The 16517-nt window shown below is 63.6% G+C and carries 15 protein-coding genes; 10 read left to right on the top strand and 5 right to left on the bottom strand.

Annotated features, from left to right (window positions below; translation table 11 throughout):
* The first annotated feature begins 12 nt into the window (after window positions 1-12).
* From V6M87_RS02995 to V6M87_RS03025, 7 genes are all read left to right on the top strand, one after another.
* Complete coding sequence (locus V6M87_RS02995; protein ID WP_442920543.1) at window positions 13-972, top strand: sugar ABC transporter substrate-binding protein; 960 nt, start codon at window positions 13-15, stop codon at window positions 970-972.
* Between the two features lie 77 nt (window positions 973-1049).
* Window positions 1050-2606, top strand: a complete 1557-nt coding sequence (locus tag V6M87_RS03000) for a sugar ABC transporter ATP-binding protein (protein ID WP_332848240.1) — start codon at window positions 1050-1052, stop codon at window positions 2604-2606.
* Window positions 2607-2624: 18 nt separating this feature from the next.
* Window positions 2625-3584, top strand: coding sequence for an ABC transporter permease (locus tag V6M87_RS03005; RefSeq protein WP_332848241.1), 960 nt, complete (start codon window positions 2625-2627; stop codon window positions 3582-3584).
* A 16-nt stretch (window positions 3585-3600) separates the two neighbouring features.
* Window positions 3601-4614, top strand: coding sequence for a LacI family DNA-binding transcriptional regulator (locus V6M87_RS03010; RefSeq protein WP_332848242.1), 1014 nt, complete (start codon window positions 3601-3603; stop codon window positions 4612-4614).
* Entirely contained in the window at window positions 4611-5525 is a 915-nt protein-coding gene (gene rbsK / locus V6M87_RS03015; protein WP_332848243.1) for a ribokinase, read from the top strand. The genes V6M87_RS03010 and rbsK overlap by 4 nt, the downstream gene beginning before the upstream one ends.
* Window positions 5522-5914 (top strand): D-ribose pyranase, encoded by a 393-nt coding sequence (gene rbsD, locus V6M87_RS03020; protein ID WP_332848244.1) that lies wholly within the window; start codon window positions 5522-5524, stop codon window positions 5912-5914. The genes rbsK and rbsD overlap by 4 nt, the downstream gene beginning before the upstream one ends.
* An 83-nt stretch (window positions 5915-5997) precedes the next feature.
* Window positions 5998-7605 carry an alkaline phosphatase D family protein gene (locus V6M87_RS03025; RefSeq protein ID WP_332848245.1) on the top strand — a complete coding sequence of 536 codons (1608 nt, stop codon included), beginning with the start codon at window positions 5998-6000 and terminating at the stop codon, window positions 7603-7605.
* A gap of 23 nt (window positions 7606-7628) precedes the next feature.
* On the opposite strand, the gene V6M87_RS03030 is transcribed toward V6M87_RS03025, so the two are convergent.
* The 3 genes from V6M87_RS03030 to V6M87_RS03040 form a co-directional block, all read right to left on the bottom strand.
* Window positions 7629-8084 carry a DUF6644 family protein gene (locus tag V6M87_RS03030; RefSeq protein ID WP_332848246.1) on the bottom strand — a complete coding sequence of 152 codons (456 nt, stop codon included), beginning with the start codon at window positions 8082-8084 and terminating at the stop codon, window positions 7629-7631.
* Window positions 8085-8111: 27 nt separating this feature from the next.
* Complete coding sequence (locus V6M87_RS03035) at window positions 8112-8453, bottom strand: DUF6152 family protein (protein ID WP_332848247.1); 342 nt, start codon at window positions 8451-8453, stop codon at window positions 8112-8114.
* A 124-nt stretch (window positions 8454-8577) separates the two neighbouring features.
* A complete protein-coding gene (locus tag V6M87_RS03040; protein ID WP_332848248.1) occupies window positions 8578-9621 on the bottom strand; it encodes a S41 family peptidase in 1044 nt (347 codons plus the stop codon).
* A gap of 158 nt (window positions 9622-9779) precedes the next feature.
* Here V6M87_RS03040 and V6M87_RS03045 point away from each other — a divergent pair, with 158 nt between their 5' ends.
* Window positions 9780-10841: a S41 family peptidase gene (locus tag V6M87_RS03045; protein ID WP_332848249.1), complete on the top strand. Its 1062-nt coding sequence runs from the start codon at window positions 9780-9782 to the stop codon at window positions 10839-10841.
* Window positions 10842-11012: 171 nt separating this feature from the next.
* Window positions 11013-12116 (top strand): serine hydrolase domain-containing protein, encoded by a 1104-nt coding sequence (locus tag V6M87_RS03050; protein WP_332848250.1) that lies wholly within the window; start codon window positions 11013-11015, stop codon window positions 12114-12116.
* 47 nt (window positions 12117-12163) lie between these two features.
* Here V6M87_RS03050 and V6M87_RS03055 read toward each other — a convergent pair whose 3' ends face one another.
* The gene (locus V6M87_RS03055; RefSeq protein WP_332848251.1) at window positions 12164-13375 is read right to left on the bottom strand and encodes a CaiB/BaiF CoA transferase family protein; all 1212 of its coding nucleotides are present in this window, start codon (window positions 13373-13375) and stop codon (window positions 12164-12166) included.
* Between the two features lie 150 nt (window positions 13376-13525).
* On the opposite strand from V6M87_RS03055, the gene V6M87_RS03060 reads away from it, so the two are divergent.
* Window positions 13526-15412 carry an MFS transporter gene (locus tag V6M87_RS03060; RefSeq protein ID WP_332848252.1) on the top strand — a complete coding sequence of 629 codons (1887 nt, stop codon included), beginning with the start codon at window positions 13526-13528 and terminating at the stop codon, window positions 15410-15412.
* Between the two features lie 3 nt (window positions 15413-15415).
* Here V6M87_RS03060 and V6M87_RS03065 read toward each other — a convergent pair whose 3' ends face one another.
* Entirely contained in the window at window positions 15416-16432 is a 1017-nt protein-coding gene (locus V6M87_RS03065; protein WP_332848253.1) for an EthD domain-containing protein, read from the bottom strand.
* Window positions 16433-16517: the final 85 nt, after the last annotated feature.

Genomic DNA, 16517 nt, shown 5'->3' on the forward strand with positions numbered 1-16517 from the left:
TGGAGACACACCTTGAAAACTGCCCGTACCCGCCTGAAACTGATCGCCGCCTCCATCCTCGTGTGCGCGCTGCCTGCCGTTCCTGCCATGGCACAAACTGCAGCCAAGCCAAAGGTCGCGCTGGTGATGAAGTCGCTGGCCAACGAGTTTTTCCTGACCATGGAAAACGGCGCCAAGGCGCACCAGAAAGCCAACGCTGCCAAGTACGACCTGATCGCCAATGGCATCAAGAACGAAACCGATACCGCGGCCCAGATCAAGCTGGTTGAGCAGATGATCGTCTCGAAGGTCAACGCGCTGGTGATCGCGCCTGCCGATTCGAAAGCGCTGGTGCCGGTCCTCAAGAAAGCAGTCGATGCGGGCATCCTCGTGGTCAACATCGACAACAAGCTCGACGATGCCGCGCTGAAAGAGAAGGGTTTTTCGGTGCCGTTCGTCGGTCCTGACAACCGCAAGGGCGCCAAGCTGGCCGGCGACTTCCTCGGCAAGCAGATCAAGGCCGGCGACCAGGTCGGCATCATCGAAGGCGTCTCCACCACCTTCAACGCGCAACAGCGCACACTGGGCTTCCAGGACGCGATGAAAGCAGCCGGCGCCAAGGTCGTCGGGGTCCAGTCGGGTCAGTGGGAAATTGCGCCGGGTAACACCGTTGCGGCAGCAATGCTGAACGCCAATCCAAACATCACGGCGCTGCTGTGCGGTAACGACAATATGGCGATCGGCGCCGTCTCTGCCATCAAGGCGGCCGGCAAGGTCGGCAAAGTCAAGGTGATCGGCTACGACAACATCAACGCCATCAAACCGATGCTGGCCGATGGCCGCGTGCTGGCGACCGTCGACCAGTTCGGCTCGCAGCAAGCCGTGTTCGGCATCGAAAGTGTGCTCTTCGCGCTGGGCGAGAAGAAAACTCAGGCCACCATGGGCGGCATGATCGAGACCAAGGTCGCACTGGTGACCAAAGACAGCAAATAAGCTGCCGGCCAGCGGCGCCGCCACGCGCTGCCGCCGCTGGCGCCGTATCCTGTTTCCCGATTGTTCCGGAGTTCCGTATGACCCATGATCTGAATGCGGGTGTCGCCAGCGACATCCCGCTGCTGGCGCTATCCGGCATCGGCAAGACCTATGTCGCGCCAGTGCTGCGCGACGTGCTGCTGTCCGTGCGCGGCGGCGAAGTGCTGGCGCTGACCGGCGAGAACGGCGCCGGCAAAAGCACGCTCTCGAAGATCGTCTGCGGGCTGGAGGCGGCCACGACGGGCACCATGCTGCTCGACGGCCAGCCCTACCAGCCGGCTTCGCGCACTGCCGCCGAAGCGCTCGGTATCCGCATGGTGATGCAGGAACTGAATTTGATTCCGACCCTGTCGATTGCCGAGAACCTGTACCTGAACCAGTTGCCGCACCGCTTCGGCTGGATCGCGCGCGACCGCCTCGAGCGCGATGCGCGCATCCAGATGGACAAGGTCGGGCTGACCGGCATCGATCCGTGGACGCCGGTGGGCCAGCTCGGCATCGGTCACCAGCAAATGATCGAGATCGCCCGCAACCTGATCGGCACCTGCCGCTTGCTGATCCTCGACGAGCCGACCGCGATGCTGACCCACCGCGAAGTCGAGCTGCTGTTCGCCCAGGTGGCGCGCCTGAAAGCCGAGGGCGTGGCGATCATCTATATTTCTCACCGCCTCGAAGAATTGAAACGCGTGGCCGACCGCATCGCCGTGCTGCGCGATGGCGACCTGGTGTGCGACGACGCCATCGCCGGTTACAGCAGCGCCGACCTGGTGCGCCTGATGGTGGGCCGCGCCGCCGACGCTGACATCGACCTGTCCGGCCGCACCATTGGCGCGCCGCTGCTGCGCGTGCGCGATCTGGGCCGCAGCGGCGTCGTGCATCCGACCTCGTTCGACCTGCGCGCCGGCGAAATTCTCGGCATCGCCGGCCTGATCGGCTCGGGCCGTACCGAACTGCTGCGCCTGATTTTCGGCGCCGACCAGGCCGACAGCGGCGCAGTACTGGTGGGCGACCAGCTTGATGCCGCCGACATCGGTTCGCCCAAGTCGGCCGTGCAAGCCGGCATCGCCATGGTGACCGAAGACCGCAAGGGGCAGGGCCTGCTGCTGCGCCAGTCGATCGCCGTCAACACGACATTGGCCCGGCTGGGCACGGTGAGCACGGCCGGCTGGCTCGACCACGCACGCGAAGGCGCCATCGCCGACGACTACATCACGAAACTGGGCGTGCGCTCGCGCGACAGCGGGCAACTGGTGGCCGAACTGTCCGGCGGCAACCAGCAAAAGGTGGTGATTGCCCGCTGGCTCAACCGCGACTGCCCGGTGATGCTGTTCGACGAACCCACCCGCGGCATCGATATCGGCGCCAAGTTCGACATTTATAACGTGCTGGCCGACCTGGCTCGCCAGGGCAGGGGACTGGTCATCGTCTCCTCCGACCTGCGCGAGCTGATGCTCATTTGCGACCGCATCGCCGTCATGAGCGCCGGGCGCATCGTCGACACCTTCGAGCGCGGCGCCTGGAGCCAGGACCAGCTGCTGACGGCCGCCTTCAGCGGCTATCTGAACAATTCCGACCATTCAACAGCTGCTGCCTGACGCAGCTGGAAAGACTTTATGCCTACCACTTATTTGAAACGCAGCATGGCCGACCTGAAGAACTACGGCGGCCTGATCGGCGCACTGGTGCTGATGTGCTGCCTGTTCGGCTACCTGAGCGAAAACTTTTTCACGCTGGGGACGCTCGGCACCCTGGCCAATAATATTCCCACGCTGATGGTGATGGCGGTCGGCATGACCTTCGTCCTGATCATCGGCGGCATCGACCTGTCAGTCGGTTCGGTGCTGGCGCTGGCCGCCTCCTTCCTGTCGATGGCGACGGTACGCTGGGGCTGGCCGGTGTATGCCGGCGCGCTGCTGGGCATCCTGGTCGGCGCGCTGTGCGGCACCATCACCGGCATGATTTCGGTCGGCTGGCGCATCCCCTCGTTCATCGTCTCGCTGGGCGTACTGGAGATGGCGCGCGGGATGGCTTACCAGGTCACCGATTCGCGCACCGAGTACATCGGCAGCGCCGTGGAAGGTATCAGCACGCCGATTTTGCTCGGCATGTCGCCGGCCTTTTTGATCGCCATCGTGGTGGTGATCGTCGGCCAGCTGGTGCTGACCAAGACCGTGCTGGGCCGCCAGTGGATCGGCATCGGTACCAACGAGGAAGCGGTGCGCCTGTCGGGCATCAATCCGCGTCCGCCCAAGGTGCTGGTATTTGCCTTGATGGGCATGCTGGCCGGGCTCGGTGCGCTGTTCCAGGTGTCGCGCCTGGAAGCGGCCGACCCGAATGGCGGCGTTGGCATGGAGTTGCAGGTGATTGCCGCGGTGGTCATCGGCGGCACCAGCCTGATGGGTGGGCGCGGCTCGGTCTACGCCACCTTCATTGGCGTGCTGATCATCTCGGTGCTGGAAGCCGGGCTGGCGCAGATCGGCGTGTCCGAGCCGATGAAACGGATTGTCACCGGTCTGGTGATTGTCGCTGCCGTGGTGCTCGACACCTACCGCCGCCGCGGCGAGCGCGCCTGACCCAGCGCCAGGCCCCATGGCAACGATCAAAGAGGTGGCGCTGGCCGCCGGGGTGTCCTACACCACCGTCTCGCACGTGCTCAACGACACGCGCCCGGTCAGTCCGGCCGCGCGCGAGCGCGTGCTGGCGGCCGCCGCAACGCTGCATTACGTGCCCAGTGCGCTCGCGCGCTCGCTGCGCAGCCAGGTCACCGGCACCATCGGCCTGATCATCCCGAACAACACCAATCCGTATTTTTCGGAGGTGGCGCGCGGCATCGAAGACAGCTGCTACGCGGCCGGTTACAGCGTCATCCTGTGCAATTCGGACGACGACCCGGCCAAGCAGCTGGCCTACCTGAACGTGCTGCTGACCAAGCGCTGTGACGGGCTGATCATGGCGGCGCTGGCGCAGACTGACGGCGCCTTGCTGCGCCAGCGGCGCGTGCCGGCCGTGTTCCTCGACCGTGCGCCGGACGGGCTGGAGAACGATGTGGTCGGCATCGACAATCTTGCCGGTGGCGAACTGGCCGGGCGCCACCTGCTGGCGCTCGGGCGGCGCCGCATCGGCTGCATCGGCGGGCCGCGCGAGCTGGAGGTATCGAACCAGCGCATCGACGGCCTGCGCCTGGCGCTGGACGGCCAACTGGACGACAGCTTGTGCGACTTTGGCGACTTCAGCAGCGCCAGCGGCTATGCGGCCGCGCTGCGTTTGCTGGCCGGTCCGGCAGCGCAGCGCCCCGACGCACTGTTCTGCTGCAACGACATGATGGCGATCGGCGCGCTGCGCGCCGCCGCCGAACTGGGCATCGCCGTACCGGCGCAACTGGCCGTGGTCGGCTTCGACGATATCGACCTGGCCCAGTTCGTCCATCCTGCGCTCTCGAGCGTGTCGCAGGGCACGCGCGCGCTGGGCAATATCACGGCCGACTGCCTGCTGGCGCGCATTGCCGAGCCGGGCCGGCCCCTGCAACAGCGCCGCATTCCCCCCATACTCATGGTGCGCGAGTCGAGTCTTGCGCCCGCAACTTTTTCAGGAATTTCATCATGATCGTCGTCATTGGCAGCATCAATATGGACCTCGTTCTGCGCGTGCCGCGCATGCCGCTGCCCGGCGAAACGCTGACCGGCGGCGCCTTCCAGACCATCCCCGGCGGCAAGGGCGCCAACCAGGCGGTGGCTTGCGCGCGCCTGTCGCGCGGCGCCGTCAACGGCCAGCCGGTGGCAATGGTCGGCTGCCTGGGCGACGACGCCTTCGGCCAGACCCTGCGCGCGGCGCTGGTCGCCGACGGCGTCGACGTCAGCCACGTCACCACCTTGCCGGGCGTGGCGTCCGGGATTGCCTCGATCCTGGTCGACGCCAGCGGCCAGAACAGCATCGTGATCGCCGGCGGCGCCAACGATCTGCTCAGCCCGGCGCACATCGACGCCGCGCTGCCGCTGATCGCGCGCGCCAGCATCGTGGTGCTGCAGCTGGAAACGCCAGCGGACACGGTGCGGCACGCAATCGCGCTCGCGCACGGCCTGGGCAAGACGGTGGTGCTCAATCCGGCCCCGGCGGCGATCCTGCCGGCAGCCGTACTGGCCCACGTCGATTATTTGATTCCGAACGAGATCGAAGCGGCCATGCTGCTTGGGCGCGCACCGGGCACGGATGGCCATGCCGCCAGCGCCGCGGCGCTGCAGGCGCTGGGCTGCCGCAACGTGATCGTCACGCTCGGCGCGCAGGGCGTGCATGCGGCCTTCGACGATGGCAGCGACGCATTCCCGGCGCGCGCGGTCAACGCCATCGACACCACGGCCGCCGGCGACACGTTTATTGGCGGCTTCGTCGCCGCGCTGGCAGCGGGCTTGAGCCCGGCTGCCGCGATCGACCTGGGCCAGCGCGCCGCCGCCATCGGCGTGACGCGCCACGGCGCCCAGACCTCCATCCCCTACCTGCATGAACTGGAACTGCCATGAAAAAAGGCCTGCTCCTCAATATCGCCCTGTCGCAACTGATCGCTTCGCTCGGCCATGGCGACATGGTCGTCATCGGCGACGCCGGCCTGCCGGTACCCCCGGGCGTGCCGGTGATCGACCTGGCGCTCACGCGCGGCGTGCCTGGCTTTATGCAGACGCTGACCACGGTGCTGGCGGAAATGCAGGTCGAACGCCACCTGCTGGCCGACGAGCTGGCAGAGAACAATCCGGTGGTTGCCGGCGCCATCGCGGCGCTCGATCTGCCCGGACGCAGCGCCGTCCCGCATGCCGAATTCAAGCGCTTGTGCGCGCACGCGCGCGCGGTCGTGCGCACGGGCGAGTGCACGCCGTATGCCAACATCATCCTGGTGGCCGGCGTCGTGTTCTGATTGCTCCCCGTTCCGTTGACGATTTCATCGTCGTGTCATATTAAAAACCTAAGCTTGCCCGGTCTTGAATGATCGGAGCAAGCATGGGTTCATCGATTTCGCGTCGCAGTTTCCTGTCCCGGGGTGGGGTATTGGTGGGCAGTTCGGCATTCGGCGGCTCCCTGCTGCTGGGGGGCTGCGGCAGCAGCATCAGCCATACGGCAATCGGTGTCAGCGAGAACGAACGGCCCAAGATGCCGTCGGGAATACAGTTCGGCGACATCACGGATGATCGGGCGATTATCTGGAGCCGCAGCGACCGCAATGCGCAGATGATCGTCGAATACGATACCAGCGACCGTTTCAACAACGCCAGCCGCATCGTTGGTCCGAATGCCAGCGACGCCACCGATTTCACCACTCGTGTCGACCTGAGCGGCTTGCCCGCCGGTCAGACGGTATTCGTGCGCGTGCGCTATGTGGATCCGAACAATTCGAGAATCTCGAGCGAAACCATCTCTGGTCAATTCAGGACCACGCCGCCTGCCGATGGAAGCCGGGCCGTGCGGTTTCACTGGAGCGGCGACCAGTGCGGCCAGGGCTGGGGCATCAACACTGAATTTGGCGGGATGAAAATCTATGAAGCGATGCGTTTGCGCGACCCGGACTTTTTCGTCCACAACGGCGACACCATTTATGCCGACGGCCCGATCCTGGCCCAGGTAACGGCGGAAAACGGCAAACTCTGGCGCAATCTGGTCACGGAAGAAGTCAGCAAGGTCGCGGAAACGTTGAAGGAATACCGCGGCCGCCATGCCTACAACATGCTCGATGCGAACTTCCGCAAGTTCGCCGCCCAGGTGCCGCAGGTCTGGCAGTGGGACGATCACGAAGTGACCAACAACTACAGCGCCGCGAAAGATTTATCGCTTGATGCGCGGTACACTGAAAAGAGCATTGCCACCCTCAGCACCCGCGGCCGGCGCGCCTTCCTCGAATATGCGCCCATGCGCTATTACAAGCAAAGCGAACCGCAGCGCATTTATCGCGCCATCTCGCACGGCCCGCTGCTGGACGTATTCGTGCTGGACATGCGCAGCTACCGTGGTCCGAACAGCACCAACCTGCAAACCGCCGAAGACGCCAGTTCGGCATTCCTGGGTAGTGAACAGGTGGAATGGCTGATCGCCAGGCTGAAGGCCTCCACCGCCACCTGGAAAGTCATCTCGGCCGACATGCCCATCGGCCTGAACGTCGGCGACGGCAATAACGCCCGGGGTGAAGCCGTCTGGGAAGCACTCGCCAACGGCAACGACGGCGTGCCACTCGGCCGCGAACTCGAAATGGCGCGCCTGCTCAGCAGCATCAAGGCAGTCCCCAACGTGGTCTGGATCACCACCGACGTCCACTACTGCGCCGCCCATTATTACGATCCGGCCCAGGCCCGTTTCACGAACTTTTCGCCATTCTGGGAATTCGTCGCCGGCCCGATGAATGCCGGCGCCTTCGGCCCGGGCGTGCTCGACAAGACCTTCGGCCCCACCGCGGTATTTTCGAAAAGCCCGCTGATCCAGAATTCCTCGCCGTTTGCCGGTTACCAGTTCTTTGGTGAAGTCAATATAGACCCGCGCACCAAGGCGATGAAGGTCGAGTTGTTCAACCTGGACGGCGTCTCGCAGTTTGCACAGACGCTGCCGGCGGCGGGTGTGTAAAGCGCCGCAGCACGCGCTGTACTTCAGGTGTAAGCAAGAAAGCGCCCGCAACTGATTACGCCTATCCATAATCCCAGCGATGCTGCGGCATGCAGTTGCGCCAGGGCCGGCGCGCCGGCATTCCACCTTGCTGCGGTACGGTAGACCCCCAGGTGAAAGCTCAAGGCATTCAATCCGGCCAGCGTGATCAGGACCAGTTTCAGCTGAAATACCTGGTTCAATGCAAGTTCGTGGGGGTGGGCGGAAAACAGCAGCAGTCCGGCCGGAACGATCGCAAACAGGCTAATCGCTGACCACGGCAGCAGCATACTCCCGGCCGCTTGCACCGCGACCGAACGGCCGAAACCGAGCACACGCAGGTCAAACATGGCGACTGATCCTACCAGCACCGATAACCCGACTATATGCACAACTTCGACGATAGGGTAGAGCCAGGTGCTGCCACGCATTGCCGCGGCTACTGCGCTCGTGTCGAGCATTGTCAACACCGTCGACCACACTGACATTCAGCGCAGCTCCGTGGTTTTCTGGCCCACCGTGATGCGTTCAGCGCGCAGTTCGTTGGCGTCGGCGCGCTTCGGATAGCCTTCGACCGCAACGGTGGTACCTTTCGCCAGTTGCGCGCGCGCCAGCCCGCGGTTTTCCATACGCGACGGCGGTGCCAGCACCACCAGCCACGTCTTGTCGGCGGTTTTCAGGCGCACAAAGCCGTGCGGATGCTCATAGCCGGATTCCTCGATGGTGCCGCTCAGGCGCAACGGCCGCTGATCGTCGTACTCGCTCCACCCGTGATGTGCGCTTGCCTCGGCGGCAATCAATAACGCTAATATGGAAAGCAATCTCTTCATATTATCTCCAAGGTATTTGATCGGAAATCCGATTTTATAGTGACTTGGCTGGCGCTCGTCGCACTTGTGAGGCGTTGGACGAAGCCGAAATGTCTCCGGCATGCCTGATCGCGCAGCGGCGCCGTCAATGCCCTGTGGCGACAACCGGAGCGCTTGCTTGAAGTCGACGCTGCAGCAGGGCCCTGGCCACCGCGAGCGCGTTGTCCGGCGTCGCCGCGATATCTGGCATGACGCCCACGCCCTCCCAGTTGGTATGGGTAATGGGACTGATGGTGCGTCGGCTCGGTATCACGGCAATAAAATGGTCGGCAAGGCGATAAGGGCGCGCGGCGTGGGCGCCGCCCCATGTCCGCTCGCCAATCACCGTGGCACGTTTCAGTGCTTGCATCGTGTACACGAATGCTTCGGCAGCGGACTTCGTATTCGCGCCTGCCAGGATGACGACCGGCTTTTTGCCACCGTAGCGTTTGCCATCAAGCTTATCCTGCGTCCAATACTGCGTGGTGAGGTCGGTCGCACGCTCCCAGGTGTCGTTGAGACGGGTGCGCTGGTCAACCAGATAGCTGATCAGGAGCGCCACGGAGTCGCCCCCACCGCCGCCGTTGTTGCGCAGATCAATGATGAGGCCATCGGTGTCAGCGAGTTCAGTCATCGCCGCAGCGAACTTGTCGGATACCAGAAAAACCGGCCCGAACGAAGAAATCTGCAGGTAGCCGATATTCGGACTGAGGTGATCAACCTTTTCCACGCCAAGGTTGGACGCGAGGACCCTTGCGAGCACCGCCGGCGGCACCTGTTTTTCCCACGCTGCCCGGGTCTGGGGTGGTGGCGGCATGGCATCGTCGGGCGGCACCGGGCCGGCGCTGACAGCGACCAGCATATGCTTGTCGTGAACAACGCCTTGCATGTCATCCGACAGCTGTTCGGCCAGCTTGGCGCCGTCCGTGATCCCATCGTACTTGCCCTCGCGCTGGCGTTGGCGCAAAACCGTCTCGATTTGTTTGGCTTTGTCTGGAAACACATAGTTGGCATTGAGCTTGGCGACCAAGATATCGACGACCTCCAGTTGGGTCGCACGATTGAGCGCCACCGTGGGCGGGGGACTGGCGATTGCGCCTGCCACGGTCAGCATCAGCAAAGACGGTATGACGATCCATTTTGTTTTCATTTTTCCTCTAAGTCTGGCGGTGGACCCTACTCGCAGTCCAAAAAATTACTACATTGGGGAGCTTATAAATGCTACATCATAGAAAAATTTAATGCTACATTGTTGATAATAATTTTAAAATTACTGACATACTGTTGCTATCGAGTTAGGACCTCACGATGAAGTGCATCTTCCTGCTGGCTAAACAATCGCGCGGACACCTGATCGACGCGCTGTTCAGCGCCTGCCTGATCTTCTTCCCAGCGCTCGTTTTCGCTGGCGCCCCGCTCGCGCAAGCAGACACTGCCCGCGTTGTTGACACCCTTGCCGAGCGCATGCACCAGCATTACGTCTCTGCCGAGGTCGGACGCCAGGTTGCGGCCGGGCTGCGCCTGCACCTGGCCCGGCGCAGCTACGACGGGCTCGACACCGAACAACTGGCCGAAAAACTGACCATCGATCTCGTGGCCCTTACCCATGATGAGCATGCTGGGGTCTTGTATATGGACAAAACGCTCGATCCCGTCGACACGCCGATCTCGCATGCCGTGTCGAACATGACGCGGGCCGGCGTCGACGCCTGGAACCAGCGCGTGTCGAGCGCACGCGTGCGCGAATTCGCCAACCATTTCGGCTTGCCGAAGAGCGAGCGCCTGGCGGGTAATGTCGCCTACCTGCGCATCGACAGCTTTGGCGAGATCGAGACCTGCGGCCCGAGCATCGAAGCCGAGCTACAGGCCACGCGCGACGCAGCAGCCCTCATTATCGACCTGCGCGAAAACGGCGGAGGGCGCATTGAATCGGCCACCTTGGCGGCTTCCTATCTGTTCGATGACCAGCCTGTTCACCTGCTCGACGAAATCATGCGCGGCACCGGACGGGTGCGTCCAATCTGGACCTCGCCCATCGCCAGCGACCTGCGCATCGGCAAAAAGAAGCCGGTCTATCTGCTCGTCAGCCACGACACGTTCTCCGCCGGCGAAAGCTTCGCTTATGTGCTGCAGGCCGCCAAGCGGGCCGTGGTTATTGGCGTGCCCACCCGTGGTGGCGCGCATGGTGCCCGCGGCTACGTCATCCATCCCCACCTCCTGGCCAGCGTGCCCAGCCGTCGGATGACCAGCCCGGTCACGCACGGCGATTGGGAGGGCACCGGCGTGCAGCCCGACCTGAGCGCGGCGCCGGACCAGAGCCTTGCCATTGCGCTCGCGATGGCGGCGAAATCGGCTGTAGTTGTTCCGTAAGTGCAGTGCAGTTTCGTCTGTGGCAGTGACCGTATGAATGAACACGGAGGTATGCGCAGAGAAAGCTGAAGAGGTGCGCTTTTGGCGTATCCGCATTCTGGCGAACTTATGCTTGCCACTCAGTTGCCTTTCGCCGGAGAATGTCATCCGAAACCAGACCGATGGAGGAGCATGATGCGATCGTTTCTTGCGTTCTTGTGTTTGGCGTTCCACCTGTGCGCGCAAGGCGCGCAGCCAGCAGTCGCCTCGTGCGCCGATGCGGCGCGGGCACAAGCGGCCGGCTTCGATGCCGCTCTGCTGTGCGCCACGCTGGCCGATTTTGCAACGACGGAAACGAACTTTCATGCGCTGGTGATCGAGCGGCATGGGACCGTGGTGGCACAGGCCTACCGACGTGGCAAGGATGCGTCGATCTATTCCCTGTTGCCCTGGCGGACCAGTTTCGACGCCTCGCGCCTGCACGATGTCCGTTCCATCAGCAAGTCGGTCACCAGCCTGCTGTGGGGCATTGCCGATGGCGCGGGCAAGATGCCTGCGCTCAGTACGCCGGTGCTCGATTTGTTTCCGGCACAACGTCAGGCCGGTGGCGCCGGGCGCGAAGCGATCACGCTTGCGCACTTGTTCAATATGCGCAGCGGTTTGGCGTGGAATGAGCACATGCCATACACCTTCGGCAACGACGAATTCGGCCTTTACTGGCATACATCGCAAGAGCGTTACGTGCTCGAGCGACCGCTGATAGCGGCGCCGGGCACGCTTTTTAACTATAACGGGGGCGGCACGGCGCTCCTTGCGCGGGTGCTGGCCGATCGCACCGGGATGTCACTGCGCGACTATGCACGCAGCGAATTGTTCGAACCGCTCGGGATCACCGAATGGGAGTGGCTCAACGATATGCGCGGCCGCCCCCTGGCGTTTGCCGGTCTGCGCCTGCGCCCGCTGGACCTGGCCAAGCTTGGTCGCCTGGTGCTGCAGCATGGCCAGTGGCAGGGCCGTCAAATCGTGCCTGCAGCCTGGATCGAGCGCACCCTGCAATCGCCCACGCCTACTGGTGACGGACTCGATTACGGTTACCAGTGGTGGGCCGGTAGCGTCGACGCACTGGGCGCGAGCCGGCGCTGGCATGGCGGCATTGGGAATGGTGGGCAGCGCCTGTTTATCGTGCCGGCGCTTGACTTGGTGGTGGTGATCACGGCCGGCGATTACAACCAGTACGCGATTGGCGCATCGGATCGGGAACTGTTTGGCAAGATCGCGGCTGGCTTGCGCGAATAATGTCGCAGATAAGGGCACGAAGCGCAATCTGCTGCAGTCCCACACCGTCAGGCCACTACCCCCTTGCTGCGCAGGGTCGCGATGTCCTGCTCGCTCAAGCCCATCTCGCGCAGGATACGGTCGGTGTCTTCACCGAGCCGCGGCGCGGCCGAGCGCACGCTGCCGGGTGTACCGAGCAGCTTGGGCACGATGCCGGGCACCTCAAGCTCGAAGCCATCGCGCGTGGTTTGCGCCAGAATCATGTCGCGCGCCCGGTAATGTGGATCCTCGGCGATGTCCCTGGCATCGTACACTTTGCCCGACGGAACTCTGGCCTCCCCAAGCACGGCGAGCACGTCGGCAACCTGCCGCGTCGTGGTCCAGGCGCCGATCGCCGCATCGATTTCGGCCACCCGTGCCACGCGACCAGCGTTGTTGGCCAGTGTCAGGTCGGACCCCAGGTCGGCGCGACCGATGGCATGCATCAGGCGCCGAAAGATGCTGTCGCCGTTGCCGGCGATGAGCACCACGCCGTCGCTGCAACGGTAGGCATTCGACGGCGCAATTCCGGGCAGGGCGCTGCCGGCCGGTTCGCGCACCGCACCGAACGCACTGTATTCCGGAATCAGGCTCTCCATGACGTTGAACACTGCCTCATGCAAGGCGACATCGATGACCTGGCCGGCGCCACCATTCACTTTGCGGTGGTAGAGCGCGGTCAGGACGCCGATGGTGCCGTGCAGCGCTGCCAGCGTGTCGCCGATCGACACGCCGCAGCGCACCGGGACGCGGCCGGGTTCGCCGGTCAGGTGGCGCAGCCCGCCGAGCGCCTCGCCGATGGCGCCGAAGCCGGGCAGGTCGCGGTAGGGGCCGGTCTGGCCGTAACCGGAAATGCGCAGCATGACCAGGCCAGGATTGAGCGCCGACAATGCGTCCCAGCCCATGCCCCAGCCTTCCAGCGTGCCGGGCCGGAAATTCTCGATCAGCACATCGGCTTCGGCAATCAGTTTGCGCGCGATGTCCTGGCCTTCGGGGCTGCGCAGGTCGAGCGCAAGCGAGCGCTTGTTGCGCGATTGCACCTGCCACCATACCGAGGTGCCGTCTTTCAGCAGGCGCCAGTTACGCAAGGGGTCGCCGGCGCCCGGCGCCTCGATCTTGATCACGTCAGCGCCGAATTCACCCAGCGTCTTGCCGGCAAACGGTCCGGCAATGAGCTGCCCCATTTCGATGACCCGGACCCCGTTCAGTGCACCCTCAGGAATGATGTTGACTGGCTTCATGGTGAACCTTTCTTCTTCGAGTCGGTGCAGATGCATGGCGTTCAGACAGTCCTGGTGAGGCGTACCCGGCATCCGTACCCGCCGGCTATGGCCTTTATTTCAGCTAGCGCTTAGTATGCCCCTTCACACCACCTTTGCGAGATTCGCCGCATGAGCCATCCGAGCCAGTTTTCCCTGCTGACCCAAAAGCGTTTCGCGCCGTTCTTCTGGACCCAGTTCCTCGGCGCTTTCAACGATAACCTGTTCAAGACCGCCTTGCTGGTCAGCCTGACCTACGACGCTCTGAGCTGGACGACGATGTCCCCGTCGCTGATCACCAACCTGATTCCCGGCCTGTTCATCCTGCCCTACGTGCTGTTCTCGGCCACCGCCGGCCAGATCGCCGAAAAGGTCGAAAAAGCCCGCCTGTCGCGCTACGTGAAAATGCTGGAGATCGCCATCATGGCCATCGCCGGCATCGGCTGGATGACGCACACGCTGTGGCTGCTGATCGCCGCCGTGGTCGGCATGGGCATCCACTCGACCCTGTTCGGCCCGGTGAAATACGCCTACCTGCCGCAAAACCTGAAAACCGAAGAACTGGTCGGCGGCAACGGCATGATCGAGATGGGCACCTTCGTCGGCATCCTGATCGGGCAAATCCTGGGCGACGTGCTGGTCATGCAGCAGCAATGGGGGCTGGAACTGGTGGCGGCCGGCACGCTGTTCTCGGCCCTGCTGGGCCTGTTTGCCAGCTACCGCATTCCGCTCTCGCCGGCGCCGCGGCCCGACCTGAAAATCAGCGCCAATTTTGTCGCCGAATCGTTCCGCAACATCGCCTTTTCGAGCAAGAACCGCACCGTGTTCCTGTCGATGCTGGGCAACTCCTGGTTCTGGTTTTACGGAGCGGTCGTGCTGTCGCAGTTTCCTGTGTTCTCCAAGGATTATCTGCACGGCGACCATAACGTGTTCGTGCTGCTGTTGATCGTGTTCTCGATCGGCGTTGGTGCCGGTTCGCTGCTGTGCGAAAAGCTATCCGGCGGCAAGGTCGAAATTGGCCTGGTGCCGTTCGGCTCGATCGGCCTGACCGTGTTCGGCATCGACCTGTATTTCGCCTGCCTGGGCTACACCAACACTGCCACGGTCGGGATGGCCGGCCTGCTGGCGCAAACCGGCGCGCTGCGCATCCTGGCCGATATCACGCTGATCGGCGTGTTCGGCGGCCTGTTCATCGTGCCGCTGTTCGCGTTGATCCAGACCCGCTGCGACCCGGCCCATATTTCGCGCACGATTGCCGGCATGAACATCCTGAACGCGCTGTTCATGGTGGTGTCGGCCGGCATGGCGGTCGCGCTGCTCGGTTACGGCTTCACGATTCCCCAGCTGTTCCTGATCACCGCCTGCCTGAATGCCCTGGTGGCCATCTACATCTTCTCGCTGGTGCCGGAATTCCTGGTACGCTTCATGGCCTGGCTGTTGATCCACACCATTCACCGCGTGGTCACGGTGGACGGCCAGCGCATTCCGGATGAAGGGCCGGCCGTGCTGGTCTGTAATCACGTGTCGTACGTCGACGCGCTGGTGATTGGTGCAGCCAGCCCGCGCCCGATCCGCTTCGTGATGGATTACCGCATCTTTAAAACGCCGCTGCTGGGCTGGCTGTTCCGCAGCGCCAAGGCGATCCCGATTGCGTCCGCCAAGGAAGATCCGTGGATCATGGAAAAGGCCTACGTCGATATCGCGCGGGCCCTGCATGAAGGCGAGCTGGTCTGCATTTTCCCGGAAGGGCGGTTGACCAGTACCGGCGAACTCAACGAGTTTCGTGGCGGCGTGGCCAAGATCGTCGAACGCAGCAAGGTACCGGTGATTCCGATGGCCTTGCGCGGTCTCTGGGGCAGCCTGCTCACGCGCGACAAGGCGAATCTGTTCGAGCGCTCGCTGTCGCGCGGCTGGCGCTCGCGGCTGGCGCTGGCGGTCGGCCAGCCGGTCGCGCCGCACCAGGCCACGCCCGAGTATTTGCAGGAGCAGGTGCTGGCGCTGCGGGGCGACTGGAAGTAAGGCTCACCCGCGGCATTCATCCGGCAGCACTGTTGCCACTTCAGGCATCAGGCGGTTGATCACGCTGTAGTTCAGCGCTGTCCACCATTCCGAGCCTTCTCCGCACAAAGCGTCTTCGGCGGCGGCAATGGCGGCGTGGCCTTCGCTGACCAGGTAATCCTCGACGTCGTTCATCGACGCGAACGCGAAGATGGAAACGGCATCGATCTTGCTGCCTTCCGGGTCCTTCTGGGTTGAGCCAATATTGTGCAACTGGGCGTAGCGGCGCACGAATTGTGTGGTTGCCGGATCGGCCAGCACGCGTTGCGCGTGCTCGTGCAGCAGCCGCTGCTGGAACTGCTCGCGCGACAGTTCGCGGTTGCGGTGGTGGATTTGGACCAGGCTGATGGCGTCGCGGTGGCGTTCGCTGGGAATCAGGATGAACTCGCGCGTGATTTCGCGCGAGACCATGCGAAATGCCACCTGCTCGTCCGCAATGATGCGCTCGGCGAATTTTTCCTGTTGCAGCGTCGTTTCGATGTCCTCCTGTTCGGCGTAGGTGATGTACGCAAGGCCGTCCCAGAGTGGCCGCTGGAGCGCCGGCACGTGCTTGTGCGGGTCGGACGGCAACTTGCCGGAGGCGTCGATCATGGCGCGATAGGGCGGCGCGAAGAATGACGACGGCCCGGAAGCGATGCGGTGCAGTTGGTCGTAGCGCAGCACCAGCGCGCCGGAGCTGCCCGGTTCGTCCCAGGCAAACTTGGGGCCGTGGACTTTGCGCCAGTATTCGTCCCAGTGTTCGAACGCGAGGTTAGGATTGTCTTCGAGGGCCAGCGCGCCGGCGCGCCAGTTGGGAAAATGGATCGCGTGGCCATGCTTGCTGGTGGAGGCGCTGGCGTCCAGCGGCCGCTCGCCGCGCGCGGTGTTGTCGACCCGGCTGACGAAGGTGCCGGTCACGATCAGCGGTTTGGAAATGGCGCCCTGGGTGGCGCCGAGAGGCGGGCGCTGCAGGTTGTCGCTACGGTCGAAGTCGGTGGGCATGGTGGCTCCTGGTTGGTATGCACGTCGGATCGACCAGATTGCCTGTGCATTCGATACCTTTCGGTTCGGTACTACACTTAAACTT

Source organism: Massilia sp. S19_KUP03_FR1 (assembly GCF_036688685.1).
Lineage (GTDB): Bacteria > Pseudomonadota > Gammaproteobacteria > Burkholderiales > Burkholderiaceae_D > JALYUM01.